This window comes from Paenibacillus methanolicus (genome assembly GCF_008124765.1).
In the GTDB taxonomy this organism is placed as follows: Bacteria; Bacillota; Bacilli; order Paenibacillales; family Paenibacillaceae; genus Paenibacillus_Z; species Paenibacillus_Z methanolicus.
In genome coordinates, this window is sequence record NZ_VNHS01000017.1 from 49280 (window position 1) to 75360 (window position 26081).

26 protein-coding genes are annotated in these 26081 nt (G+C 57.6%); 18 read left to right on the top strand and 8 right to left on the bottom strand.

The features are described from left to right. The first annotated feature begins 3 nt into the window (after positions 1-3). From BCM02_RS32405 to BCM02_RS32430, 6 genes are all read left to right on the top strand, one after another. On the top strand, positions 4-969 hold the full coding sequence (locus BCM02_RS32405; RefSeq protein WP_148933271.1) for a bile acid:sodium symporter family protein: 966 nt from the start codon (positions 4-6) through the stop codon (positions 967-969). A gap of 41 nt (positions 970-1010) precedes the next feature. Further along, entirely contained in the window at positions 1011-2819 is a 1809-nt protein-coding gene (gene pnpS, locus BCM02_RS32410) for a two-component system histidine kinase PnpS (RefSeq protein WP_148933272.1), read from the top strand. Between the two features lie 114 nt (positions 2820-2933). Continuing rightward, a complete protein-coding gene (locus BCM02_RS32415; protein WP_148933273.1) occupies positions 2934-3656 on the top strand; it encodes a response regulator transcription factor in 723 nt (240 codons plus the stop codon). A 178-nt stretch (positions 3657-3834) separates the two neighbouring features. Beyond that, a complete protein-coding gene (locus tag BCM02_RS32420) occupies positions 3835-4044 on the top strand; it encodes a hypothetical protein (protein ID WP_148933274.1) in 210 nt (69 codons plus the stop codon). Further along, on the top strand, positions 4037-4519 hold the full coding sequence (locus BCM02_RS32425) for a hypothetical protein (protein ID WP_148933275.1): 483 nt from the start codon (positions 4037-4039) through the stop codon (positions 4517-4519). The genes BCM02_RS32420 and BCM02_RS32425 overlap by 8 nt, the downstream gene beginning before the upstream one ends. Positions 4520-4758: 239 nt before the next feature. Next, complete coding sequence (locus tag BCM02_RS32430) at positions 4759-7074, top strand: DUF5050 domain-containing protein (protein ID WP_187434532.1); 2316 nt, start codon at positions 4759-4761, stop codon at positions 7072-7074. A gap of 56 nt (positions 7075-7130) precedes the next feature. Here BCM02_RS32430 and BCM02_RS32435 read toward each other — a convergent pair whose 3' ends face one another. Beyond that, entirely contained in the window at positions 7131-7634 is a 504-nt protein-coding gene (locus BCM02_RS32435; RefSeq protein ID WP_148933277.1) for a stalk domain-containing protein, read from the bottom strand. Between the two features lie 119 nt (positions 7635-7753). Continuing rightward, positions 7754-8623, bottom strand: coding sequence for a helix-turn-helix domain-containing protein (locus tag BCM02_RS32440; protein WP_148933278.1), 870 nt, complete (start codon positions 8621-8623; stop codon positions 7754-7756). A gap of 166 nt (positions 8624-8789) precedes the next feature. Here BCM02_RS32440 and BCM02_RS32445 point away from each other — a divergent pair, with 166 nt between their 5' ends. Both BCM02_RS32445 and BCM02_RS32450 read left to right on the top strand, forming a co-directional pair. Continuing rightward, a complete protein-coding gene (locus BCM02_RS32445; protein WP_148933279.1) occupies positions 8790-9875 on the top strand; it encodes a Gfo/Idh/MocA family protein in 1086 nt (361 codons plus the stop codon). Positions 9876-10680: 805 nt separating this feature from the next. Continuing rightward, entirely contained in the window at positions 10681-11784 is a 1104-nt protein-coding gene (locus BCM02_RS32450; RefSeq protein ID WP_148933280.1) for a GGDEF domain-containing protein, read from the top strand. 89 nt (positions 11785-11873) lie between these two features. Here BCM02_RS32450 and BCM02_RS35570 read toward each other — a convergent pair whose 3' ends face one another. Continuing rightward, on the bottom strand, positions 11874-12014 hold the full coding sequence (locus BCM02_RS35570; protein ID WP_187434533.1) for a DUF6254 family protein: 141 nt from the start codon (positions 12012-12014) through the stop codon (positions 11874-11876). A 150-nt stretch (positions 12015-12164) separates the two neighbouring features. Continuing rightward, positions 12165-13241 carry an AI-2E family transporter gene (locus BCM02_RS32455; RefSeq protein ID WP_187434534.1) on the bottom strand — a complete coding sequence of 359 codons (1077 nt, stop codon included), beginning with the start codon at positions 13239-13241 and terminating at the stop codon, positions 12165-12167. Between the two features lie 691 nt (positions 13242-13932). Between BCM02_RS32455 and BCM02_RS32460 the strand changes: the two genes are divergently transcribed. The 3 genes from BCM02_RS32460 (at position 13933) to BCM02_RS32470 (ending at position 15968) form a co-directional block, all read left to right on the top strand. Beyond that, the gene (locus tag BCM02_RS32460; RefSeq protein WP_148933282.1) at positions 13933-14613 is read left to right on the top strand and encodes an MIP/aquaporin family protein; all 681 of its coding nucleotides are present in this window, start codon (positions 13933-13935) and stop codon (positions 14611-14613) included. Between the two features lie 158 nt (positions 14614-14771). Continuing rightward, on the top strand, positions 14772-15134 hold the full coding sequence (locus BCM02_RS32465; protein WP_148933283.1) for a hypothetical protein: 363 nt from the start codon (positions 14772-14774) through the stop codon (positions 15132-15134). Positions 15135-15212: 78 nt separating this feature from the next. After that, positions 15213-15968, top strand: a complete 756-nt coding sequence (locus BCM02_RS32470) for an alpha/beta fold hydrolase (protein ID WP_148933284.1) — start codon at positions 15213-15215, stop codon at positions 15966-15968. Between the two features lie 93 nt (positions 15969-16061). Here the strand turns inward: BCM02_RS32470 and lplA are convergent, their stop codons facing one another. After that, positions 16062-17063, bottom strand: coding sequence for a lipoate--protein ligase (gene lplA / locus BCM02_RS32475; protein ID WP_148933285.1), 1002 nt, complete (start codon positions 17061-17063; stop codon positions 16062-16064). Between the two features lie 166 nt (positions 17064-17229). Between lplA and BCM02_RS32480 the strand changes: the two genes are divergently transcribed. The 3 genes from BCM02_RS32480 (at position 17230) to BCM02_RS32490 (ending at position 19784) form a co-directional block, all read left to right on the top strand. Continuing rightward, positions 17230-17985: an IclR family transcriptional regulator gene (locus BCM02_RS32480; protein WP_246183657.1), complete on the top strand. Its 756-nt coding sequence runs from the start codon at positions 17230-17232 to the stop codon at positions 17983-17985. A gap of 27 nt (positions 17986-18012) precedes the next feature. Continuing rightward, on the top strand, positions 18013-18786 hold the full coding sequence (locus BCM02_RS32485) for an SDR family NAD(P)-dependent oxidoreductase (RefSeq protein WP_148933286.1): 774 nt from the start codon (positions 18013-18015) through the stop codon (positions 18784-18786). A 95-nt stretch (positions 18787-18881) separates the two neighbouring features. Continuing rightward, positions 18882-19784 (top strand): fumarylacetoacetate hydrolase family protein, encoded by a 903-nt coding sequence (locus tag BCM02_RS32490; protein WP_148933287.1) that lies wholly within the window; start codon positions 18882-18884, stop codon positions 19782-19784. Between the two features lie 135 nt (positions 19785-19919). On the opposite strand, the gene BCM02_RS32495 is transcribed toward BCM02_RS32490, so the two are convergent. After that, positions 19920-20681, bottom strand: a complete 762-nt coding sequence (locus BCM02_RS32495; RefSeq protein ID WP_246183658.1) for a YjgB family protein — start codon at positions 20679-20681, stop codon at positions 19920-19922. A 103-nt stretch (positions 20682-20784) separates the two neighbouring features. After that, the gene (locus BCM02_RS32500; RefSeq protein ID WP_148933288.1) at positions 20785-21621 is read right to left on the bottom strand and encodes an AraC family transcriptional regulator; all 837 of its coding nucleotides are present in this window, start codon (positions 21619-21621) and stop codon (positions 20785-20787) included. Between the two features lie 135 nt (positions 21622-21756). Here BCM02_RS32500 and BCM02_RS32505 point away from each other — a divergent pair, with 135 nt between their 5' ends. Next, positions 21757-22524 (top strand): sugar phosphate isomerase/epimerase family protein, encoded by a 768-nt coding sequence (locus BCM02_RS32505; protein ID WP_148933289.1) that lies wholly within the window; start codon positions 21757-21759, stop codon positions 22522-22524. 38 nt (positions 22525-22562) lie between these two features. Further along, positions 22563-23585 (top strand): Gfo/Idh/MocA family protein, encoded by a 1023-nt coding sequence (locus BCM02_RS32510; protein ID WP_148933290.1) that lies wholly within the window; start codon positions 22563-22565, stop codon positions 23583-23585. A gap of 95 nt (positions 23586-23680) precedes the next feature. On the opposite strand, the gene BCM02_RS32515 is transcribed toward BCM02_RS32510, so the two are convergent. Next, positions 23681-24094, bottom strand: coding sequence for a DUF2203 domain-containing protein (locus tag BCM02_RS32515; RefSeq protein WP_148933291.1), 414 nt, complete (start codon positions 24092-24094; stop codon positions 23681-23683). 343 nt (positions 24095-24437) lie between these two features. On the opposite strand from BCM02_RS32515, the gene BCM02_RS32520 reads away from it, so the two are divergent. Both BCM02_RS32520 and BCM02_RS32525 read left to right on the top strand, forming a co-directional pair. Further along, complete coding sequence (locus tag BCM02_RS32520) at positions 24438-25052, top strand: CBS domain-containing protein (RefSeq protein ID WP_148933292.1); 615 nt, start codon at positions 24438-24440, stop codon at positions 25050-25052. Positions 25053-25074: 22 nt separating this feature from the next. Then, the gene (locus BCM02_RS32525) at positions 25075-25905 is read left to right on the top strand and encodes a pyruvate, water dikinase regulatory protein (RefSeq protein ID WP_148933293.1); all 831 of its coding nucleotides are present in this window, start codon (positions 25075-25077) and stop codon (positions 25903-25905) included. Positions 25906-26081 lie beyond the last annotated feature (176 nt).

Genomic DNA, 26081 nt, shown 5'->3' on the forward strand with positions numbered 1-26081 from the left:
CGCGTGCGCAATTTCGGCCTGGCATTCAATAAGAAATTCGAACAATGGATGTTTCTCATTATCCCGGGATGCCTCATCCTGGGATTTCTTTTTTCGGGGGCGCTTGCGCGATTCGCCGGCACCGTCCCGTACTTGTTCGCCTATGTGACGTTCGTGATGGCGATCGGCTGCGGAATGAAGCATCTCGCGACGGTGATGAAGCGGCCCGGCGTAATGGCGTGGACGTTCGTCCTGACCCATATCGTGTCCCCGCTTATCGCGTACGGACTCGGCGCGCTGATCTTCGGCGCGGACTCCCCGTACGTCGTCGGTTTCGTATTGTTCACGATCATCCCGCTCGGAGTCTCGACCGTGCTGTGGGTCGGCATGTCGGGCGGCAGCGTTCCGTTGATTCTGGCCATGGTCGTCATCGACTCCGCGTTAAGTCCATTCGTCGTGCCGACCGGCATTCATCTCTTGTTCCGCGAGAGCGTCGAGACAGATACGGCGCAGATGATCGTGGATTTGTTGACAATTATCGTGGTGCCAACCGTTATCGGCGTCCTGCTGCACGATCTGACCAAAGGGCGCATACAGCCGGCGATTCAGCCCTACGCGGCGCCACTCTCGAAGATCTGCTTCGCGCTCGTCGTACTGTTGAACGCGGCGGCGATCGCGCCTCAGGCTTCGGCGCTGAAGGGCGATCTGATGCGGATCGTGCCGCTGGCGGTCGTGATGGTCGGACTTTGCTACGCTGTCGGCTTCCTAGGCGCGCTGCCCTATCGGAACCGGGAGTTGCTCACGACGGTCTCGTACGCTTCGGGCATGCGCAATATTTCGCTCGGCATCGTGCTGGCCATGGGATACTTCAGTCCGCTCGCGGCGGTTCCCGTCGTCCTGTCGATTCTGATCCAGCAGCCGCTTGCAACGCTGCACCATGCCGTTTTACACAAACTTTACAATCGGAAGGCTGGCGTTCATAGCCCATGACGAGTACGATAGGGGACAGGAAACGGTGGGGGATGCGGAAAATGAATAGTTTTCGGTTTCGATTGACCTTCGCGATGGTCGCGCTGATCGGCTTGTCGGTGCTGGCCGCGGGCATTGTGATGGGCAATACGTTCAAGCAAAATCATATTAACGCGCTGGAAGCCAGCATGGTTCGGGAAATGCGCATAATTCTGGACGGGATGGATTGGCAGGGCAGCGACGCCGGAACGCCATTCGATTATTATTCCGAGCAGGCACGGCATTTGAAGGAGACGACCGAGTCGCGCGTCACGTTCATTCGCGGCGATGGCGTCGTGCTCGGCGATTCGGATCACGATGCCCGCACGATGGATAATCACGCCGAACGGACGGAGATCGTGGAGGCGGGACGCGAAGGCGTCGGCCGCGCGATCCGCCACTCGGATACGCTGGACGAGAATTTATTGTATGTCGCGATCGAGGCGGTACGCGGACAGCCCGATAAAGGCTATATTCGGTTGGCGCTTAGCCTGGCGACCGTCGAGGCGAGCATGAGCCGAATTTGGAGCGCGCTCGTGATCGGATTGCTCGTGCTGTTCGTCGTCGCGGCACTGGTCAGCTATCGGCTGGCAAGCGGGCTGACGAGGCCGCTGGAGCAGATCACGGCGGTGGCCAAACGCATCAAGAGTCTGGATTATCAAGCACGGGTCAACGTGAAAAATCACGACGAGATCGGCGAGCTCGGACAAGCCCTCAACGCGATGGCCGAGAGTCTGCAAATTCAGATGGCGCGCATTCATCAGAACGAGAATCAGTTGGAGAGCGTCTTGGACAATATGATCAACGGCATCGTCATGATCGATCGCGCGGGGCGGATGGTGCTGATCAACCGACGGGCGGAGGAAGTGCTCGGTTTTCATGCCGGAGAGATGGTCGGCCGTCATTATACGGAAGCCAAACAGCAGTACGAGCTGACGCAGATTATTCAGGACGGGCTGGAGCACCGGGATCACGTTCGCGAAGAAATCACGTTCTATTTCCCCGAGGAACGGCTGCTTGATTTGAACCTGGTCCCGATCTTCGAAGACGGCTCGGAATTCGGCGGCGTACTGCTCGTCCTGCAGGACGTCTCGGCGATCCGGCGTCTCGAGCGGATGCGCAGCGAGTTCGTCGCCAACGTGTCTCATGAGCTGAAGACGCCGGTGGCGGCCGTGAAGGGATTTGCCGAGACGCTGCTGAGCGGCGCGGTGAATGACCCGGAGATCACGAAGTCGTTCCTGCAGATCATCTATGACGAGAGCGAACGTCTCAACCGGCTGATCGGCGATATTCTCGAGCTGTCGAAGATCGAATCGCGGCGGGTGCCGCTGCAGTTCTCGCCGATCGAGCTCCCGTCGTTCATCTCGAAGACGGTGGAAGTGATGACATCCGAAGCGGCGCGCAAGCATATCGATCTGTCGATGCGGGTCGAGCCGGGACTGTTCGTGGAAGCGGACGAAGATCGGTTGCGTCAAATCGTCATGAACCTGCTCGCTAACGGCATTAGCTATACGCCGGAAGGCGGCAAGGTGTCGATCAGCGTGCAGCCGCTCGTCGACGGACGCCCCGTGAGCGGAGGGGACGAACAGGACTACGACTACATTCGCATCAGCATTTCGGATACGGGTATCGGCATTCCGAAGAAAGATCTGCCTCGCATCTTCGAGCGATTCTACCGCGTCGATAAGGCGCGTTCGCGGAGTTCGGGCGGTACAGGCCTCGGATTGTCCATCGTCAAGCACTTGGTCGAGCTGCATCATGGCACGATTTCGGTCGAGAGCTCGGTCGGAATCGGCTCGACGTTCATCATCGATATGCCGGTAATTCAATAGATTGAGGGAGAGCGGGTAGAGAGATAAAGGTTTACCCGCTCTTCATAGAATGATATGATTGGCTTGTAAAGAAGCCAAAAATATTGCAAAACAATGCGAAACTTGGGGGTTCTCATGTCGCAAAAGGTGTTAGTCATCGAAGACGAACCGACGCTCGCGCGATTGCTTTCCTACAACCTGACGCAAGAAGGGTACGACACAACGGTAATCGAGCATGGCGTAGAGGGGCTGCAGGCAGCATTGCAGCGTTCGTTTGACCTTATTATTCTGGATATTATGCTGCCTGGCATGAACGGATTCGAGATCTTATCGCGTCTGCGCCAAAGCGGCAACGGCACGCCGGTCATCGTCCTGACGGCGCGCAACGCCGAGGAGGAAGTCGTGCAGGGCTTGAAGCGCGGCGCCGACGATTATATTACGAAGCCGTTCGGCGTCGCGGAGCTGCTCGCCCGCGTATCGGCCGTGCTTCGGCGCACCGGGCCGGAGCAGGACGGCAAGGCATCGGAATCTTCGGATAGAGTTATCTCCGCCGGGGAGCTGTCGATATTCCCCGAGCGATACGAGGTAATTCTAGCCGGGGAGACCGTGCCGCTTCGTCCGAAGGAATTCGAAGTATTGCTTTATCTCGTGCAACGCCCCGGCATGGTCATTACCCGCGACGATCTGATGAATGTCGTCTGGGGTTTCGACTACATCGGCGGTCAGCGCACGGTCGACGTGCACGTCAGCTCGCTGCGCAAGAAGCTGGAGCTCGGTCAGCAGTCGGTGCAGATCGAATCAATCCGCGGCGTCGGCTACAAGCTCGTCATGCCCAAGAAGCTCGGTTCGTCCAAATAGACGACCGGGCTTTTTGCGTTGCGGGTGCTTGCGCCGCTTAAGCGTAGAGGCTTGTTTCGGACCTGCGCGATCGCTGTAAGAATAGATGTAACCAATCGTTTCTTACATATCCAATGGACCATTCGGAAACCCTACACCAAATGATTCCATTAGCGGTTAGGCAAAGGAGAGGATTCGCATGAACCCGAACGAAACAGGAAAGAAGCGAGATGACCAGACGGCCGTCGATACGGCAGGCATACCGATTGTCCCGTACCGCGAGGACATATCGGCGACGGATTCGATCGATCCGGTCGTCGAGGAGATCATGGACAATATTGAACATACGTTTGTCGATGAAGAGGATAACTACGAAGACGCGAACCGTTCGAAGCGGGACGATGATTAAATATGTGAACGGCTGGTTCGCGATCGCAAGCGCCTATGCGCTGTGCTTCTTCGCGTCCGCGACGATGTGCGCAATGCTATCCCGCCAGCCGATCGATCGGTACGATCTGGCCCAGGTCTGGATCGGCGCGGCCATGTTGGTCGTTCCGTATGCGCTCGCCGGGCTGTACGTCTACCAACAATGGGGACGTTCGATCCGGCAAGCATTCGCGTTCGGCCTCACGCTGGTGATGGGCGAACGGTTGGGCATTCTGTTTATCGGGTCGGTATTCGTTGCGGCAGGAGGTGACGGCGGCGGCAATGGCATCGTCACCTGGCGCAGCGTAATCGATTTTGTATGGGCGGAGGCGCTTCCGTACTTTACGCCGATTTATATTTGCTGCGGCGGGATTAGCATCGTCGTGTGCGTCGTCTCGGCGGTAGCGATATGGCCGAGATACGTGCGCCCCGGGCAATCGAGCCCGTCGGCAAGGTAGATAATACCGAATGGTTTGATCTAACTCAGCCATCGTTTGCAAAGCCTTGGAGAGACGCCAGTCTTTCCAAGGCTTTTTCGTCATATGCTAGGAATTTATAAGTTTCTCTCGCGCGCGGGGAGCATCGAGTTTGTTATTCCAAATCCCTCCATATAATGCTTAAATTCCTCTCGCCCTGACGAACGCCGTCATAGTATGATGGAAAGGTTGTCATTATTTATCTGAACTGGGGCGAGATGATGAGGTGGAAGAAATGTACGGCCGCGCTGCTGGCTGCGGTCGCATTCATGGGACCTATTGCGGCAGGCCATGATGCGGTGACGGCGGCCGCGGGAGCGCAATCGCAGGCTAGCAACCCGAACGCGAGCGGCAAACAGCTGGCATCCGCGCTGGCGGAGCTATCCGAATATAATTTGATCGGCGTTACCGCGGACGGTTGGATATATGTCGACGAGTATTATTTCGAACCCGGAACTTACCGGCAGCAATACCGCGTGTTGAAGAAGAAAGCCGGCGATTCGGCGCTGCAGGATGCGACCAAGGACAAGCTGATCCGCCCGAGCGCGCCAAGCCGGCAATTCGCCGTGCCCGACCAGATCGACTACAACATTCGCGCCGCGGCGACGGCCGGACCGTATTTGCGGAATTTGGCGGCCAAATCGAACGTACATATTTTGTCGATCGCCGGCGAGACGGTGCTGTACTGGGAAGGCGAGATTGCGCGAGACGATTACGGAGATGAACGGCTGAGCAAGGGGGTCATTAAGCGCGCCAAGTTGGATGGCACTAGCGTCAACGTCGTCGTCTCGGATCCGGGTACGCTGCAGCTGTCCCATATGACCGTCGCGAATCAGACGCTCTACTATACCGTCGCGAACGCCGCCGCGAAGCCGTCAGCCAATCCAGGCGAAGCCGCGATCGTTTATTCGCTCTATCGAATCGGGCTCGACGGCAAGAACAAGAAACTGCTGGCCGGCGACTACTTGGGCGGCGTGGACCGGATGAACCGGACCGTGAGGGGAATCGCCCTGCATCGCGCTTATCAGCAGAGCGTGCCTGTGCAGATATGGAACGGGAATATCGTCTATCAGGCGACAACCGGCATGTACAAGATGAAGACGGACGGCACCGGCAAAACGAGACTCGCCGCGGACCACCCCGTACGCCCGATCCTCGATGGGGATGCCATCTATTACGGGACGAAACGAATCGTGCCGGGCACGAAGAAACGTACGGACGAGCTCGGGCCGATCTACCAGGTGAAGCTGTCCGGCGGCAAGCCGGTTCCCCTGACGAAAGGCGGCAGCAAGCTGCTCTTCGCCAAGGACGGCTGGGCGTATACGGAATCCGATCCAGACGAACTGGACCAACGTCTGACGCGCATCAAGCCGGGTACGGGGTCGCAGTCGCTGATCAACGGACTGAAGGGCAGCGAGAGCTTCGCGGTGACCCACGTTTACGGAGACTTGATCCTGTACGGCAAGTACTCGCACCGCTCGAACAGAACTTATCACGCGATGAACTGGGACGGAAGCGGCAAGAAGGAGATCCTGGTTCTGCGAACCAACGCCTATCCGGATCCGGTGTCGGGTGGCCAAACTCTTGACGCCGAGGAAGCGATCCGGCTTAATTACGGCAAATACGAGATGCCCGCCGAGCTGAAACGAGTGCTGAAGCTGCAGGAGGATCTGCGCGAGAAGAAGCTTCTTGATTACGGAGACATGTTTGGCGTGTATTTCTATGAGGACGGCGTTGATTCGCGCTATTTGAATACGCCGCTAGACGTCATTACGTTCGGGTCGCCTGGCGTAGACGGCATCCACTACGGCTTCTTGACCGATTTCGGCGAGGTTACGAGCTTGGAAGAAGCCTATATCGTCCGCGTCGAACCGATGAACTTCGATGACCCTGTCCGCATCGTCGCCCGGAATCTGCATGATTTCCTCCGCATGCTCGTCTATGCGGAGAACGCGGCTCATGTGTTGGACATGAACGCGGACAAGGCGTCCGTAAGCACGATCATGGCACCGGATCCGGATGCGTGGGAGCCGGGCCGGGATGACGCGCTCGTGCGGCATCTCGTGTCCCAGACGCTCAAGCTGGAGAAGATGCCGGACCCATATGCTTACTTTCAGCAGCTGAAGAAGGCTCGCGGGCTTGCGGCAACGGTTCCGACCGAGGATGGCCTCGGCGTCGTGCCGTCCACCGGTGCGGGAATTCCCGCAGAACGGTTCGATTTCGCCGGCAAAGAATGGCTGGAGCTGGCGGACGCGAAGGCGTTCTTCGGCTCGGCGCCCCGGGAAGCCAAGCTTGTCTTCCTGCGGGACGCTCAATCTCGCGGATGGATTAACGAGGCAGACGAGGATGTTAAGCAATTCCTCAAGCAAGAATTGCGCGCGATCGGCTTGGACGACGAAGCGGATCGAATCGGATATCCGGACTACGAGGACTATTATGAAGAAGGCTATACCGAGAAGGAAACGGATTGGATGGAGATAGAATCGGAGGATGACGAGTACTTGGGCTCGATCTCGATCGATTGGTTTAGCTGGTAATGCAAGATGGTTGAGCAAGGGAAGGACAACGGGCTGCCCGTTGTCCTTTTTGGCGACTATTGGGCCGCGCCACCCGCTATCCGGATGACGGATTCGCCGCCATCGGCATCGTATTCGACCGAGTAGCCGTATGCTTCGGCAATGGCGCGCAGCGGCAAATAGACGCGGCCCTCCGTTAAGAGCATCTCTTGCGTAATCTCGAACCGTTGATCCAGCACATGATCATAAAAAGCCTTCTCGCCCGCGATCATCGTAAAACCGTCGCTTCGTTCGCCGACGGCGTTCAGGTCAAAGGCCTGAATTAGTAAACGCTGCTCGTCGGCGTTCCAAGCAATCCCCTTGGAAACCGTATCGAAAGGCACTAATAGGGAGAGCAGGTGAGGAGAAACGTAAAGTCGGTTATCCCGCGTTGCGTAATCGGAGCGTTCCAAAACCCGTTTTTCGCCGTTCGCATAGTCGATTCTTAGCGCGTTCGTCTGTTCGGCCGCATAGGCGGGGAAAGCCCCGGTCACGCAGAGGAGGGCGAGCGCGGCAGCCGACCCGATTTGCTTCAACTTCATCGTATCGCTCCTTATATGGAAATAATCCGAATGTTGATTTGACGTTGTATCCTCGCGAATAGTTCCAGATTGACGCGAAAAAGCCCGCCGTTCGCCTCAAATCGAGACGAACGCGGGCTTTATTGCCGGTTCCAGGCGAGCATGCGCTTCTGGAACTGCTTTGGCGAGCAGTCATTGTATTTTTTGAACATTTTATAGAAATGCGCCATGTTCGGCATGCCGATCCGGTCGCCGACCTCCGAGACGCTCATGTCCTTGGTGAGCAGGATGCGCTCGGCCCACTTGATCTTGCGGTAATTCACGTATTCGGTGAACGAGAGGCCGATCGCTTTCTTGAAAAATTTGACGAAATAATAGTAGCTCATATTGGCCAGCTTGCACACTTCCTCCACCTGGATGCGATCGGTCAGATGCGTCTCGACGTAATCGAGCACGCCTCGCAGCCGCGCCCGGTCGAAGTCTTCGCTCTCGGCGAGAATCTTCTTCGAGTCGCTGCGGATGAGCAGCAGGAGCAGTTTCTTGATCAGCATGCTGACGGCCAATTCATAGCCCGTCTGCTTGGTCGTCGCCTCCTGCAGGATCGAGCGGATGGATTCGGCGGCTTCCGCCTTCGCATGGGCATTCTCGCGGAAGATGTAGTTCGCTTGGCTAAGCGGATTCTTCGTCTCCGAGAAAAATCGCATATACGGCATGGAGCTATGGTCGAAAAATTGCTCCAGATCGAATTGCAGCACGATATAGTGCATCGGCACGCCGATGCTGCGGTCGCGATGCAGCTGATTGGCGCCGATGATGGCCACGTCGCCGGCCTCCAGCCGGACGCTTTCGTCGTCGATATACACGTCCAGGATACCGTCCGTGACGAGCAAAAGCTCGAGTTCCCGGTGGTGATGCCAGTCAATGTAAAAATCGTGCATGCGCTCGGATTGAAATATTTTAAGAGACAAGAGAGGGTTTTCATAAACAACCTTCTCGTTGTAAAATTCCACGTGATCACCCCTGCAACAACAAAATGGCATAAAACGATCGCAATATCCGCGATTACTAATGAACGCCTGTTTGGACTATACTTATTCTAGTTCATTGAGGTTCAATGGCACAACGCAAAATTACGGTACGGCGCTATAATAAACCGGATCTTGGAGGGTTAATCAAATGGCACAAGCACAGGTACGTATCGGCATCATCGGCTGCGGCGGGATTGCTAACGGCAAACATATGCCGGCGCTGGCGAAAGTCGCCGAAGCGCAAATAGTCGCGTTCTGCGACATCGAAGCCGAGCGCGCGGTGAAAGCGAAGGAAACGTTCGGCACGAGCGAAGCGGTCGTCTATACGGATTACCGCGAACTGTTGAAGGACGAGACGATCGAAGTTATCCATGTATGCACGCCGAACGATTCCCATGCCGAAATTACGGTGGCCGCCCTCGAAGCGGGCAAGCACGTTCTGTGCGAGAAGCCGATGGCGAAGACGGCCGCGGACGCGCGCCTGATGCTGGAAGCGGCGAAGCGTACGGGCAAGAAGCTGAGCATCGGCTACCAGAACCGGTTCCGCGCCGATTCCCGCTACTTGAAGGAAGCTTGCGATCGCGAAGAGCTGGGCGAAGTGTATTTCGCCAAGGCGCACGCGATCCGCAGACGCGCGGTGCCGACGTGGGGCGTGTTCCTCGACGAGGAGAAACAAGGCGGCGGACCGTTGATCGACATCGGCACGCACGCGCTTGACCTGGCGCTCTGGATGATGGACAATTACAAGCCGAAGGTCGTCCTCGGTCGCGCTTACCACAAGCTGTCCCAGAACGAGAACGCGGCCAACGCGTGGGGCCCTTGGGATCCGGCGCAGTTCACGGTCGAAGATTCGGCGTTCGCGATGATCACGATGGAGAACGGCGCGTCAATCGTACTGGAATCGAGCTGGGCGCTCAACTCCCTCGAAGTCGACGAAGCGAAAGTAACGCTGTGCGGCACGAAGGCGGGCGCGGACATGAAGAAAGGGCTGCGCATCAACGGCGAGGAGAACAGCCGGCTGTACACGAAGGATATCGAGCTCAGCAGCGGCGGCGTGGCATTCTACGAGGGCGCGAGCGAAGATCCGGCCGAGCTGGAAGCGCGCGCATGGATCGACGCCGTGCTGAACGACAAGGAGCCGGTCGTGACGGCAGAGCAGGCGCTCGTCGTATCGGAGATTCTCGAGGCGATCTACGAATCTTCCAAGACGGGCAAAGCGGTCTATTTCGAATAAGATCGACATTTTAATCAGAGCATCCGTATGCGGCACCAGCTGCATGCGGATGCTTTTTTTAATGAAATTGATTTTTTTGGATAAAAACGTAAAGCGATTCCGCGGGAGCGGACGAAAGCGAAGGTCAGCACGGAGCGGCATCAAGCACAGATCGCCTAGAGGATACCACCCACAGGCAAAACGTAACGAACGAAGCTCGAACAAGAGCCAGTCCGAAGGACTAGCGGGCTCCCCTTGAAAGGACACATCAAGGACGGCCGCGAACAGAGTCACGCTGATTAGAAGAGTCCAGAGGGTGCTAACCCTCTGGTACCCCTCGGCGGAGGGGGCAATGCTGTCAGGTTAAGGGAAAACGTCGGATGAAGCCAACTAGGGACTATAGCTGACAGGCTTAAGTCGTAGGACGGACTTCATAACCTACTGAAGCTTTGTCCGTGAGGACAAAAGCGGCCCCGCTCAAGCCCAATCGCCGACCGCGAACAAGTGAGACAGCACGAAAAAGGGAGTCCAGAGGGCAAAGCCCTTTGGAGCCTCCTCGGCGGAGGAGGTGGGAGGAGGGAGCAATAATAGTGGGATCAAAGGGGCGTAGCCCTTCTTAACCTGACAGCATTGCGGAGGGGGAAGGGGGAGCGAAAACAGAAGCCCTTTTACCCTCATTGGAGACGGGAGGAAATCGAGGAACAAGCAGGAATATTGTCGAACGAAGTAGAATAACTTCGTAAAGCAAACTGGAACGGTGTCCATAGCCTTGCGCGGATACGGCGGCCAGCGGCTTAGGTGCAGCTAGAAGTGTGGAGGTAGAGGAATGCGCAATGAGCGCCCTTCGTCCGTTCAAGCGTCGGACAAATGGATGAGAATGGTCGTGAACGGGTATTGGATCACGTTAGCCGTCACGGTTCTCGGACAAATCGCCGTGTATGCGGTCTCGGAACGGACAAACAATGCTTTCGATGCGTCTGAATATATGAAGCATTACGTGTGGTTGCCGGACGTTATCTTGGTTGTCCTCCTTGGCGGCTTGGAAGCCGCTTTGCGCAAACTGCCGGAGCGCAAGGACGCCGCCATCTTCATCGCGGGCATGCTGCTGGCCATGACGCTGGCCTTCTTCATGAGCGCGAAGCTGCCGGGAGCGCTCGTCATCCTTCTGCTGCCGATGCTGGCCGGCATGTTCATGCTGAAGCCGAGCTATATTCATATCGCTTTGGGCGTGAATGGGGTATATTTGCTGCTGTTGTTTGCGTTCGCGCCGGGCCGGCAATCGCTTCCGTTCTTTTGCGAAATGGCGATCGTGGCCTTCGTCCTGCTTGCCGCGGCGTTTAGCGGCGTAGGCGTTCTGAAGCGGGGCAGCGACTTGTTCGCGGTGCTGGAGAAGTCGCATAAGTCCGTGCAGGAACTGCTCGTGAAGAACGCGATGATGGACCGGATGAACAAGATCGACGCGCTGACGGAGCTCTACAATCACAAGACGTATCATGAATACGCCGAGAAGCTGGCCGAGCAGCAGCAACGCAGCGAATTCCCGCTGCAGGTGGCGATGATGGACGTCGACAACTTCAAGCTGGTCAACGATACTTACGGCCACTGGGTCGGCGATATCGTGCTTCGGCGCGTAGCCGAGATTATCCGCGAGCATATGGAGGCGGATGACTTCGCGGCGAGATACGGCGGCGAGGAATTCATCGTGCTGCTGACGCTGAAGCCGGTGGAACAGTCGATAATGGTCGTCGAGGCGATTCGCCGGACGGTCGCCGAGGTACGGTTCGAGGAGATGGGCGGCAGATCGGTGACGATCAGCATCGGGCTCCACGATTTCGCGCAAGGCGAGAGCAAGGCCGACTTCTTCCGCATCGCGGATGCCGCCTTGTACGAGGCGAAGAAGACGGGGAAGAACAAGACGGTCATTCGCTAGCGGACGGGAGATACGGATAAGGAAAAAGCTGCGCTCTACGCGCGTCGCAACGTTCGGTTGCGGACGCGGTAGGCACAGCTTTTTTGGCATTACTCGTGGTTGCGGAAACCCGCTTCGCCGGAGGAGCTTTCGTCAGACAGTTCGGCGAGACTTTTGATCTTGCCATGGGGCCTTTGGTTTTGCTTGCGGCTTTTCCATGCGCTTTCGCGACGGCCTTGAGAACTGGACATGAGGATGGCTCCTTTCGTGATCGACGATTAGGATAAGTTCGGGACGCGTTCGGGACGGCAACTGCGCTGCTTCACCCGAGGTCCGCTTCTATTGTCGCTCGGAAAGCCTTCCGTTATGCGCGTCCTGATTGTCAATTGCCGTCAGCTGGGTCAAATCGGCGGCTCGTCGGCAAGATCCGGTTCCGCTTCGGTACGAAGCTTGATGAATCGGTAAATTTGGACGACGATAATCTTGACGATCGCATAGATCGGAACGGCAAGCAGCAAGCCCAGCGGCCCGACGAGCGTGCCGGCGACGAGCAGCAGCAAAATAATGGTCAGCGGATGAATTTCGAGCTGCTTGCCCATGATTTGCGGCGAAATTAAATTCCCCTCGATCTGCTGCGCCACGAGCGTGACGACGAGCACCTTCACGATCATCATCGGCGAATCGACCGAAGCGACCAACACGGCCGGCACGGCGGCGATGAACGCTCCGATATACGGAATGACGTTCGTCAGCATGGCCGCGAGCGCGAGCAGTACCGCGTAATCGATGCCGATAATGAGGTAGCCGATGAGCAGGAGAATGCCGACGCAGACGGCGACGGTGATTTGTCCTCGAACATAGGTGGCGATCGTCTGGTCCATCTCGGACAGCAGTTTGCGGGCGAGCGCTTGATTTTTGACTGGCACGACCTTCAAGAATCCGCCGCTCATTTTCTCCCCGTCTTTCAGGAAATAATAAAGGACGAACGGGATGACGACGGCGAGGAGCACCAGATTGGCTACGAAGCCGAACAGCGCCGTAATATTCGTGCTGACCAGCTTGACGGCCACGTCGGCGTATTCGGTCGCTTTATCCTGCAGCGTGTTGAAGTCCAGGCCGAAGCTCTCGAGGAACTGGTTGAACGATTCGTTGTCCGCCAGTTCGTACCCGCGCTGCACGGCCGTCTGCACGAGATGCGGCATGCTTTCGCCGAGCTCGACGAACTGCTTCTTGATTATCGGCGCGACATAGATGATAAGCAGGGTGAATAAACATACGATCAACAAGTAAATGATCAGGATCGCGGCGCTGCGCGGCACCTTCCTACGGGATAGAAACTGCACCAGCGGACGCATCAAGTAATACAGCGTTCCCGACAACAGAATCGGTATGAATAGCGTTTGGAACATGACCGCGACGGGGTGAAACACGAAATTGATTTTGACGCCGACCCAGATGATAAGGAAGATCAGCAGCACGCCGTAACCGACGCGAAAAAACTTGGAATTCGGCAGAAACGTTCACCTCCGCGCAAAGCCTGCCGGTACATCCGGGATGGGACGAATGGCGCATGCCAGACTTAGCCGATTTGTTGATATCGTGCCCATGCTATCAAAGCGCAACCCCTTTGTCAAACAACCCCAGCTTGCGCGGTATACACGGCTTACGTCGTCATCCTTAACGCTTGATCCCCAGTAGGCGAACCAGCCAGAGTAAGGCCGTTATACGCTTTGTTGTCCGCCTTCTGCGCGCCGCCGTTTCTGCGAGATGCCGGTGTATTCCCCTCCGATCGGCCCTTCTTAATTCTTCGAGCTCGTATTCTCTCAGCTTCTCGATCATATATTCCTCGTGCAAACGCATCGCGTTTGGCCTCCTGACATGTTCGGCTGGGGTTTATCCGGAATGAAACGCGCCGCGTTACGAATGGTCGGCGGGAGCCGTTTCACCTTTGCCTTGTTGATCTCATTATGCCAGCGGCGAAAGGCGGTAAAAAGTGTAAGGATATGCCGAATCATTTCCTCTTTTCCGCTGGAACGGGCTCGAGAAGCGAGGGCGGTGACGGGGTGAAGCTCTCCCCGTCCGTGCGCGTCCACGCGCTCTATCGTAATGTCATATTCCGGCCTTTCCCGCGATAGAGTGAGAGAGAAGGGCAAAAAGGAGGCGGCGGGGATGAATCGTACGTGGAGGAAATACGCGGCCGAAGGCGCCGGAACGTTCGTCCTGGTTCTATTCGGGTGCGGGAGCGCGGCGACCGCCGGAGGCAATCTCGGCAGTTTAGGCGTTGCTTTGAGTTTCGGCTTATCGCTAATCGCAATGATGTATGTCATTGGGCCGGTTTCGGGCTGTCACGTGAACCCGGCGGTGTCAATGGCGATGTTTCTGCAGGGCAAGCTGAGCGGCCGTGATTTGGGCGGGTATATCGCAGCTCAGCTGGTGGGCGGCATACTCGCTTCGGGCTTGCTATATGCGATTATCGAATCGACGGGCAAGGCGGTAACCGACCTGGGACAGAACGGTTACGGGGCGGGCTATGGCATCGGCATTACGGCGTCGATGGCCATCGTCGTAGAGATTATTTTGACCTTCGTCTTCGTATATACGCTGCTGGGCGTGACGGCGACCGAAGCGACGAGCAAGATTGCGGGCATCGTGATCGGCCTGACGCTAACATTTGTCCATATCCTCGGCATCGGGCTAACCGGCACTTCGGTGAATCCGGCGCGCAGCTTGGGACCGGCGTTATGGCTGGGCGGCGATGCGCTTCACGAGCTATGGGTATTTATCTTTGCGCCTCTGATCGGATCCGTCGTTGCGGTATGGGTGTTTCGGCGGTTGTATGGACGGAAGTAGGCGTGGAATCACTGGGCTGGCGCGGAGGAAGCGGCCGGGGATTTTTTGTCGGCAGGGTGGTCACAGGTGAGGATGGTCTATATACTAAACCGCATAGATCTAGCATACTGATATAAGCTGGACGTTGACACTTTGGCAGATAAAGGGCGTTATTTGTTATGCATACCTATACTTTTACGGCGGAATTTTATCTTTCCACTGGCGCAGCATTGTTTTTCCTGATTGTGTCTCCTTTTTTATTTCGATACCAAAAGATGTCCGCTTTAGCCTTCTTGTTACTCGGTCTAACTGCGGCGGGCCTAGGATTCGTCAGGATGTTGGCGTTCAATGATGCACTAGATCGTGGTAGCGCCTGGATGAAAATCCCGTATTTCGGACTTTTGTTGTTTTTCGCATTCCTTTATCCGGCAGGTATGCAAGGAGCGAAGTTTGCGGGTATATCAAAAAAATGGATGCGCATTTGTTTCATCTACGTATTCGTCTTTTTATCGGTCATGATGATCATGATCTGGCTGTATTAAGAATTACCTTGCCATACAGATGTCACTGTTCCTATCGTATACTCTTCTCAATTGAGAAATTCCAAGGGGGAACAAACAATGAATGGTGCAGGTACGGAGGTAAACGCGTCTGAAACCGGAGTAGTCTTTTTATCCGGAGCGGGGTTAGGGCAGGGAATTTGGGCGGGCGTCCTCTCGCAAATTGAATGCCCGGTGCTCGTCGCGGAATATCCCGGCAAGGATGGCGCTCCCGAAGCGAACAACTCGTTCTCGTTGGGTGATTACGCCGAGCATGTACAGCGTCAAATCGAGCGGTGGGGCGTGCGGAGGTTCGTGCTCGTCGCGCATTCGCTAGGCGGCCTGATCGGCTTGCGCATCGCGAAGCAGATGCCGGAGCGGGTTGCCGGCTTCATCGCGGTCGGGGCGATTATACCGAAGAACGGCGGCTCCTTCCTTTCCGTGCAGCCGTGGCCGAAACGGGTTCTCGTCTCGACGGTGCTGCGGCTGGCAGGGACGAAGCCTCCTGCAGCGGCCATCCGGCAAGGCTTATGCCACGATCTAACTTCGGCTCAAACAGAATCCGTGGTAGCGGGATTCAAGCCTGAGTCGATCCGCGTGTACACTGACGGTTGCGAAGCCGGCGTGCCAGAGGTGCCGAGGATGTACGTGAAGCTCACGCAAGATCGGGAGCTGGATCAGCGACTACAAGACCGGATGGCGCTCCAGTTGGCGGCTCACCGCACCGTCAGCTTGCCGAGCGGGCATTTGCCGATGTTGCGCATGCCGGAGGAGCTGAGCCGCACGTTGATGGAGTTCATGGCGACTGGGTCAGACGATCGGAAAATAGTGGGTTGACGGGCATGCTAAACCTAAACCGCCTCATACGTCAAAAAGGCTCGTCCGCGACCATGTCGCCGGACGAGCCTTTCATTTTCGTACACGATACGGCTAATTCCGCAGCAGCAGCAGCGACACGAACTCGTCTTCCGTCAGCTTGCCGAAATACGTATTCAGGTTGACGCCCGCGAGCGCTTGGCGGATCGCTTCCTCCTCGTAACGGATGCCGGTCAGCAGCTCCTCGATTTCCGCCACCTCGCCGACGCCGAAGAAGTCGCCGTAAATTTTAACGAGATCCATGCGGCCTTCCGTCACGTCGAGCCGGACATCGATAATGCCGGAGACGAATTTGCGTTCGTTCTGAATGTTGCATTTCGGCGAGCGTCCGTAGTTCCAGTCCCAATTGCGGTAGCGTTCCTCGGCGAGCCTGCGCACGCCATCCCACTGCCCCTCGCTAAGCTTGTATTGCGGCACGTTCTCCGGTTCGCAGCCGAACAGCTCGCGCAGCAGCGTCGTCCTGAATTCCTCCGTCGTCATCGGATCCGCGAGATACTCGGAGATGTTCGCCACCCGGCCGCGCACGGATTTGGTGCCTTTGGACTCGATCTTGATTGGCTTTACTTTCAGCGCCGAAACAACGTTCTCCATCGCGGAATCGAACAACAGGGTGCCATGGCTGAACATCCGTCCGCGCGAGGCGAATTGGGCGTTGCCGGAAATTTTGCGTTCGCCCACCTGGATGTCGTTGCGTCCGCTCAGTTCCGCGTTCACGCCCAGCTTGCGCAGCGCGTCGATGACCGGCTGGGTAAACTTCGCGAAGTTGTGGAACGAATCGCCGTCGTCCCTTGTCAGGAAGCTGAAATTCAGGTTGCCGAGGTCGTGATAGACCGCGCCGCCGCCGGACAGCCTGCGCACGACGTGAATGCCCTGCTCGTGCACGTAATCCGTATTGATCTCCTCGATCGTGTTCTGGTTCTTGCCGATAATGATCGACGGCTCGTTAATGTAGAACAACAGGTAGCTGTCGTCTATCGGCAGATTGCGAAGCGCGTATTCTTCGAGCGCCAAATTCAAGGTCGGGTCGGTAATGCCCCGGTTATCGATAAACAGCATGTCGGTTCGCCTCCACAATGATTTCCACCTTCCATTACAGCAACCGGCGGGAGCAAAGTCAAATTTTACTTGCGGCACGCGGGGGATCGAATTTATAATAACGGTAGGTTCTATATATTAAATTAGGTTTTGCATGCAAAACCATCTACCGCGAGGTTTATACCGTATGATGAACGAGAAACCGAAATATTGGGTTCCGGCACTGGAGAAAGCGCATCATGTGCTCGCCGCCATCGCCGCCGAGCCCGGCGCGCTCAAGCTGATCGATCTATCCCGGAGACTGGAGATTAACAAAAGCTCGATGTTCACCATGCTAGCGACGATGGAGTCGCTGGGCTGGGTGAAACGGGAGGACGGCGATACGTACGCGGTCGGTCCGGCGCTAGGCGATTTCGGCTACGCGTACCAGCGCAGCTTCGACATGCGGCCGGTATTCCGCGAGGAAGCCTCCCGCGTCCTGCAGCGTTTGGGAGAGAGCGTGCAGCTGGCGAAGCGCGTGCAGCACGAGGTGCTCTACTTGGACAAAATGGAAGCGCCCTCGCCGGTTCGGCTCGTCTCCGAGCCCGGCATGCGGCTGCCCGCGCATGCGACGGCGCTCGGCAAGGCGATGCTCGCGTTCGCGCCGGAGGAAGAGATTGCCCGGCTTCTTCCGGAGACGCTGGCGCCGCTCACGATGCATACGCTCCAGAGCCGCGGCGAATTAATCGACCATCTGCGGCAGGTGCGCGAATCCGGGCTTGCCTTCGATATGCAGGAGGCGGCGATGGGGTTCAACTGCGTGGCCGCGCCGGTGTTCGACCGCGAAGAGGAGGCGGCGTTCGCGGTCAGCTGCTCGATGCCGCTGCACAGCTGGGCGGAGAAGCAGGACGAGGCCGTGCGCGAGATCCGGGGACTAGCCGAGCGGCTGTCCGGCCGGATGTAGATTCATAGACGGAGAGGATGAAGAAGGATGCGGCTGAAGGATAAGGTCATTCTGATCACCGGTTCGGGTTCCGGCATCGGACGCAGCACGGCGCTGCTGTTCGCGGCGGAAGGGGCGAAAGTAATCGTCAACGATTTGTCCGAAGAGAAAGGCGAAGAGACGGCGGCGGATATTCGCGCGGCCGGCGGAGAAGCGGTCTATTACAAGGCGGACGTGACGGATCCGGCATCGGTGCAGCCGATGGTAGATGGCATCGTCTCGACGTTCGGGCATATCGACGTGCTGTTCAATAACGCCGGCATCAGCGGCGTCGGGGCGCTGCACGAGATCGAGCCGGAGATGTGGGACAAGGTCGTGAACGTCAACGTGCGCGGCGTCTATGTGCCGAGCAAATACGTGCTTCCTTACATGATGGAGCGCCGCGGCGGATCGATCATCAACATGTCGTCGTGCATCGCGGAGATCGGGCTGGCCAGACGAGCCGTATACGCGGCGACCAAGGGCGCGGTGCTGTCGCTCACCAAGTCGATGCAGGTCGACTACGCGCCGTACAACATCCGCGTGAACGCGCTGCTGCCGGGGACGATCATGACCCCGTTCGTGGAGAACTACCTTCGCACTTCGTACGCGGATCCGGAGGAAGCGATCAACGGGCTGAAGTCTCGTCAGCTCAGCGGCGAGATCGGAATGCCGGAGGACGTAGCCCAGGCGGCGCTGTTCCTGGCTTCGGACGAATCGAAGTTCATGATGGGCTCTCCGCTGTACATCGACGGCGGCGTCGTGTTCGGGAAGAACGCGTAACGGCGCCATTCCTCCGAGAATTTCTCCGAGCGTCATTTTCATAACGAACGACATGATGTCATTCAAGCAATCGAATCCAAGGAGGCAACTGAACCATGAAACTGGTCACGATCCAGAAAGCCGGGCGGCAGCTGCTCGGCGTGAAGACAGAAGCAGGCATTATTGATATCGAGGCGGCGCTGGCGGCGCATCCGGCGGAGACGGCGGTGCCGACCGACGTTATGGCCGTTATTGAGGGCGGACAGCAGGCGGTAGATGCGATCGGCACGTACATCGCGGGGCTGCAAACTAGCGGTAGCGCGGCCTATACGCTCGACGAGCAATCGGTCGAGTGGGGGCCTTGCGTGACGCGCCCGAACAAAATCATCTGCATCGGTCTTAACTACCGCAAACACGCGGAAGAGACGAAGGCCGCCATTCCGGAATATCCGATTCTGTTCAATAAATTCAATAACACGCTGACGGGCAACGGCAAGACCATCGCGATTCCGAAAGTGACCAAGCAGCTCGACTACGAGGCGGAGCTGGTCATCGTCATCGGCAAGAAGGCGAAATACGTGGCCAAAGAAGAGGCGCTTGATTACGTATTCGGCTATGCGGCCGTCAACGATCTGTCCGCGCGCGACCTACAGCTTCGCACCCAACAATGGCTGCTTGGCAAGAGCTGCGACGATTTCAGCCCGCTCGGTCCGTATCTCGTGACCGCCGACGAGGTCGGCAACCCGAACGACCTGGCGATCCGCGCGATCGTGAACGGCGAGGTGCGCCAGAACTCCAACACGTCGGACATGATTTTCGGCTGCGACGAGATCGTCAGCTACGTCTCGCACCATATGACGCTCGTGCCGGGCGATATTATCCTGACCGGCACGCCGGAGGGCGTCGTGCTCGGCCTGCCGAAGGACCAGCGCGTCTACCTGCAACCGGGCGACGAAGTGACGATCGAGATCGAGAAGCTCGGCTCCTTGACGAACCGGTTCGTGGCGGAAGAAGTCTAAGCGGAGGCGTTCCGCGCGACTCCGCAAGTTAATCAATACGATGCGCATTGCTTGTCTAGCTCATCTCTCCGCAAGAAAGACTCCCGCGTCGCCGCAAGGCGAATCGGGAGTCTTCTTGCATCCGGTCGGGCAAAGTTACCCGGCCATATTGTTAACCGCGTCTTTCGGCGCGTAGACCGAAATATGGTCCACCGTGCCGGTCGACTTCGGTATGATGAATTTGAGCTGGAAGTCTTCGCCGGCCTTGTAGACGTAGATATCGTCGTCGCCGTTCTTCGTCTGCTCGTCCGCCTTGCCGATCGCCGCTTCGATCTGCGCGAGCGTCAGCGACTGCAGGCTCGGATCGTCGGACCGCACGTCGAAGATCTGGTTCCCTTTATTGTAGCCGATGACGGCGTTCTTGGCCCCGTAAGTCGCGTACATGCCCTTGCCCGCGAACTCCTCGTGATCCGATTTGCCCCAAGCCTTCTCGACGTCGTCGATGAGGCCCGTATGCGCCGCGAACTCGATGCCCGGCACCTTGCCCTGCTCGGCTAGCGCGAGCAACTCCTTCACCTGCTTGCCGGTATCGGCTTGTCCCTCGGAACCGTTCTCGCCGCCGCCCGCGCTGCCTGCCGCCGTGCCGCCATTACTGTTGCCCGCCGTGCCCGTTTGACCGTTCGCGCCCGTATTGCCGGTCGTGCCGTTATCGGAGACGGGGGTATCGCCGTTGGCGGTCGTATCGCTTGTTCCTCCGGCGTTGCTTCCCGGCGTCGTCGCCGTTCCGCCGTTCGAGCCCGCATTCGACGCGTTCTCGGCCGGTGGGGCGGGATTATTCTCCTCGTTCTGGCAAGCGGTCGTCATTAGCAGCCCCGTCAACGCAAGCGCTAGCGCAGTCTTGTTCCATTTTCGGTTCATGGTGTCAGCTCCTTGTTATGGATTCGTCCTGCTGGTTATCAGTCTAGGTTAAATCCATACCACTCATACTTCGACGCTAAACGATCCGGCCGAATCTCCTATGCTATAGCAAATTCGTGCCGCTCTCGTTCTCCCGGAACCGCTTGCGGAATACGCCTGGCGGCGTGCCATAGCGCTGCTTGAACACTTTATGAAAATACGAATATTCGCCGAAGCCGCAGTTCTCCGCGATCTGATGGAGCGAGAAGGACGTATATTTCATCCGCTCGAGCGCCGCCGATAGCCGCACCTCGGTCGCGTAATCCATCATCGTGCGGCCGACGTGCTCCTTGAACAAGTGGACGGCGCGGGAGACCGACAGCCCGGCGTGGCGCGCGGCGTCGTCGATCTTGAACCGGCCGGTCGCGTTCTCCTCGATGAACCGCTTCAGCCGCAGGACGGCGAACGGCGGCGGCGCGCTCGGGGCGGCCGTCTCCGTGACGGCCCGCTCCAGGTAAAGACATAGCGTCCGAAGCAAATAGTCGATAAGTTCGGGGCTGCCCGTCCCGCCGCCGTCATCCGTCTGGCGCCGCTTCTCCGCGATCATCAGGCGCCAGAGGCCGAGCAGCTTCTCGTCGGGGTCGATGCGGGCGATGAGCGGTTTGCCGGCGCGCGCCCACCAGTCGTCGAGCCACTCGCTGACCGTCAACAGGTAGTAATCGCCGCTCGCAATGCTGCCATCGGCCGCGTTTTGCTCCCCGACATGAAGTCCGTAGACCGTCCCGGGCGGGAGCATAAGCAGGTCGCCGGCCTCGAGCGACACGCGGCGTCCCGCGATGTCGGCCTCGCAGCGGCCTTCGGTTTGCAGCCGGAATAAGTAACAAGGCAAGCCGGTGCTATAGTGGTCATGGAATCGCTGGGTATGATATGAATAGCCGCAAGTAAGGACGACGGATGACAAGTGTGGGGCCTCCTATGCAAAATGATAGCCAAATAATCGATGTTTCAATTATATCGTTTATGGTCAGCCCGCGCCAAGGGCGCTAAGATGAAGCTATATCGAATTAGACAACACCGCTCAAGGGAGTGTTTACGCATGAGAAAAATGGGTATTGGCGTACAACTGTATACGCTTCGTAATGAAACCGCTGCCGATTTCGCCGGAACGCTGCGCAAAGTCGCGGAGCTTGGCTACGAGGGCGTGGAATTCGCGGGCTACGGCGACTTGTCCGCCGACGACATGAAGGCGCTTCTGGAAGAAACCGGACTGAAGGCGATCGGCGCGCACGTGTCGCTCGACGCGATGCGCAATGACCTGCAGGGCCAAATCGATTATCTGAAGACGATCGGCGCCGGCTACATGATCTGTCCGTGGGTGAGCGAAGAAGCGCGCAACCTCGAGGATTGGAAGAAGAATATCGCGTTCTGGAAGGAAGCGGCCGAGGAAGTAACGAAGCAAGGGCTCGTATTCGGCTACCATAACCACGACTTCGAATTCCACGAGAGCATCGACGGCCAATTCGTGTTCGACGCGATCTATGCGGCCGCGCCGGAATCGATTAAAGTGGAAATGGACGTCTGCTGGGTGAAATTCGCCGGTCAAGACCCGATTGCGTATATCAACAAGTACGCCGGCAGCCTGCCGCTGCTTCACTTGAAGGATTTCGCGCGCGACGAGAACGGCGGCATGATTACGCTTGAGCTCGGACAAGGCGAAGTGAACCTGGGCGAGGTCGTCAAGGCGGCTTCCGACGCCGGCGTAGAATGGCTGATCGTCGAACAGGACAACTGCCAGAATCCGCCGCTTGCGAGCATCGCGAACAGCTTGAACTGGGTAAAGCAGAATTATTTGGCGCTCGTATAAGAGCCCTATCTTAATAGAACGAAGGAGAATGAACACGCATGAGTAAAGTAAGAGTGGCCGTCATCGGTTGCGGCTCGATTTCCAAATACCGTCATATTCCGGAGTACGCGGCCAACGAGAACGTCGAGATCGTCGCATTCGTCGACGTCGTTGCGGAGCGGTCCCAAGCGTATGCCGACAAGTACGGGGCGCTTGCGTTCACGGATTATAAAGAAATGCTCGCTCAAGTGAAGCCGGACGCGGTCAGCGTCAACTTGCCGAACGCGCTTCACGCGCCGGTATCCATCGACGCGGCGAACGCTGGCGCGCACGTGCTCGTCGAGAAGCCGATGGCGGCGACGGAAGAAGAAGGGCTCGCGATGATCGAAGCCGCCAAGAAGAACGGCGTGTTCCTCATGGTCGGCCACAATCAGCGTCTGATGCCGCCGCACGCGAAGGCGAAGGAAATTCTCGATAGCGGCAAACTTGGCAAAGTGTTGACGTTCCGCACGTCGTTCGGCCATCCGGGTCCGGAAGGCTGGAGCGTCGACGGCCGCAACAGCTGGTTCTTCGAGAAAGAAGACGCGATCATGGGCGCCATGGGCGACCTTGGCGTGCACAAATCCGACCTGATCCGCTACCTGCTCAGCGACGAAGTGTCCGAAGTGGGCGCTTTCATCGGGACGCTGCACAAAGACGGCACGCAGGTTGACGATAACGCGACTTGCCTGCTTCGCATGAAGAGCGGCGCGATCGGCTCGCTCGTCGCAAGCTGGACGTATTACAAAGGCGAAGACAACAGCACGGTCCTCTGGTGCGAGAACGGCGTCATGAAGATCGGCACGCATCCGGACGATCAAGTCATCGTGGAACTCCGCGACGGCACGATCGAGAAGTATAAAGTCGGCGCGATCTCGACGAACGACAAGCAAGAATCCAGCGGCGTCATCGACGCGTTCATCACGTCGATCACGACGAACACGCCGCCAAGCATCTCCGGCGAAGAAGGACTGAAATCGCTGAAAGTCATTCTTGCGGCATTCGAGTCGCAAGCGACCGGCCGCATTATCTCCTTGGATTAATCCCGATATTCGCTTTGCAATCAGAAGAACCCCCTATCGCTCCGCACGTGGCGCGATAGGAGGTTCTTTCGCGTTGGTATGCTCGCAGGCACCCCTTATGCCCCCGGGAGCGACTTGCGTCCGGCGAAGCCTTCGTCCCAGCCGTGGTAATGCGTAATGCTGCGCTCGCCTTCCTTCCAGCAGAGCAGCACGTCGCGGCCGTCCACTTCGCCGGGGAAGTCGAGCAGGCCGGGGTGAATCATTTTCAGCTGCACGCCTTGACGCTCGAAGTTCTGGATCGCGAGTTCGATTTCCATCCGCATGAATTCCAGCTCGCCCTCGAGTTCGAAGAACGGGTCGGGATCGTCGGACAGCCGCTCCGAAGACCGGGCGTACCCGTTCTTCATTCTCTTTAGCTCGGTAACCCTTTCCTCGAACGTGTTCGTCAGCTGCTGCAGACGCGCAAGTTCTCCCTGTAGACGCGGCAACAGCGCGTTTGCTTCGCTCAAGGTGAATTTCTTACTCGTCACGGCGCTCACTCCTTGCGTTAAGTGTACCCGATCCGGCTTACGGCCGCCAAGTTCGAATCCTTCCGCCTAGCCCTAACATACGCGGCGCCAGCGCCATTTCGTCCGGGGATCGACGAATTTTAGAATCTCTTAAAAACGAAAATGATTCCTATCTATAAATCGATCATATTCGACAGCGGATGCGCGTGGTAGAATGGAAGAAGCAAACTCCGGCTAGCGTCCGGGCAACAGAGACAGCGCTTACATGAATTGCGTTTTCCTTAAGCCAAGTTTTTCGCTCGCGTAAATCGCATTAACGGTTATATAGCAAGCCTACGCGTTTAATGTCTGACATGAGGGGTGTATGAACATCGAACTTACAGCGCGTCAGCGAGATATCGTCCAGCTCGTCCGCCAGCAGGCGCCCATTACGGGCGACCAAATTGCCGAGCAGTTAGGCATCAGCCGTGCTACGATTCGCTCCGATCTTTCTTTGCTTGTCATGCTTAATGTGCTAAGCGCAAAACCGAAAGTCGGCTACTTTACCGGGGATGCGGCCGATTATGAGACGCAGGAGCCCTCCTGTACCACCTTGAGCGTGAAAGAGGTACAGGAGAAGCCGACCCTGCTAGCCAGTGCTTTGTCCGTGCACGAAGCGGTCGTGACGCTGTTTCTGGAGAACGCCGATACGATCTGCATCGTCGACGAGAACAAACGGTTCATCGGCATCGTGACGGCGAAGGACTTGCTGAAGCTTACTTTAGGCAACCCTCAGGCCGGCGCCATGCCGGTCGGCATGGCGATGTCCTGGCTGCCGGCCATGGCCGCGCTGTCGCCGGATGAGAGCATAGGGTCCGCGGTACGGACGATGCTCGCGCACGGCTTGGACGGCGCGCCCGTGCTAACGGAGAGCCGCGAGGTGGCCGGCTGGATTTCGAAGACGGCGATCCTCCGAAAAATGGTAGAGACGGATGTCTGACACGGAAAGGAGCAGGGCGGAAGTGCGGGACAATCAGCAAATCTTCATCTGTTCGGATGCGGTAGGCGAAACCGCGGAGGCGGTCGTCCGGGCCGCGATGCGGCAATTCGCGTTCACGAGCGGCAAGTTAAGGCGTTACGGCCATATCAAGCATGCGGACGAGGTGCGCGCGATCGTGGACGAAGCGTCGCGGTGCCGCGGCGTGATCGCGTATACGCTCGTGCAACCGGAACTGAACGGCGTGATGCGGGAGGAGACGAGCGCGCGCGGAGTTAGGGCCGTCGACGTGCTGAGCCCGATGATGCAGGCGTTCATCGATACGTTCGAGGATACGCCGAACCGGATTCCGGGGCTCAATCAATCGCTCGATGCCGAGTATTACCGGAAGATCGAGGCGATGGAGTTCGCCGTTCATTACGACGACGGCAAAGATCTGCGCGGCATCACGCTGGCCGACGTCGTCCTTATCGGCGTGTCGCGCACGTCGAAGACCCCGATCTGCCTTTATATGGCGCACAAGGGCATCCGGGCGACCAACTGGCCGCTCGTGCCCGAGATCCCGGTGCCGGAGCAGCTGCTGAAGCGCAGGAACGGCCTGGTCGTCGGCCTGACGATGGACCCCGATAAGCTCGTGTCGATCCGCACGGAGCGGCTCAAGGCGCTCGGTCTGCCGAAAGGCTCGGTCTACGCGACGGCCGCGCGCGTCGAGGACGAGCTCCGCTACGCGAATCGGATCATGAACATGGTCGGCTGCGAGATCATCGACGTGACCAACAAAGCGATCGAGGAGACGGTGGGCATTATTTTGGAGCGGCTGCCGGCCGACCGGGCGTTCTCTTCGCCGAATCTCTAATCGAATATCTAGGATGCAAGCATCTTCCGGTCGAGGAGGATGCTTTTTTTGTTGTGTAGGCGTGTTACAACACCAGATAATGTTGTGGATTAAACGTAAGCTTTGTCCGCGAGGACAAAAGCGTGCCAGCTCGAAGCAACCCGCCGACCGCGAACAATTATGGCAGCACGAAGAGA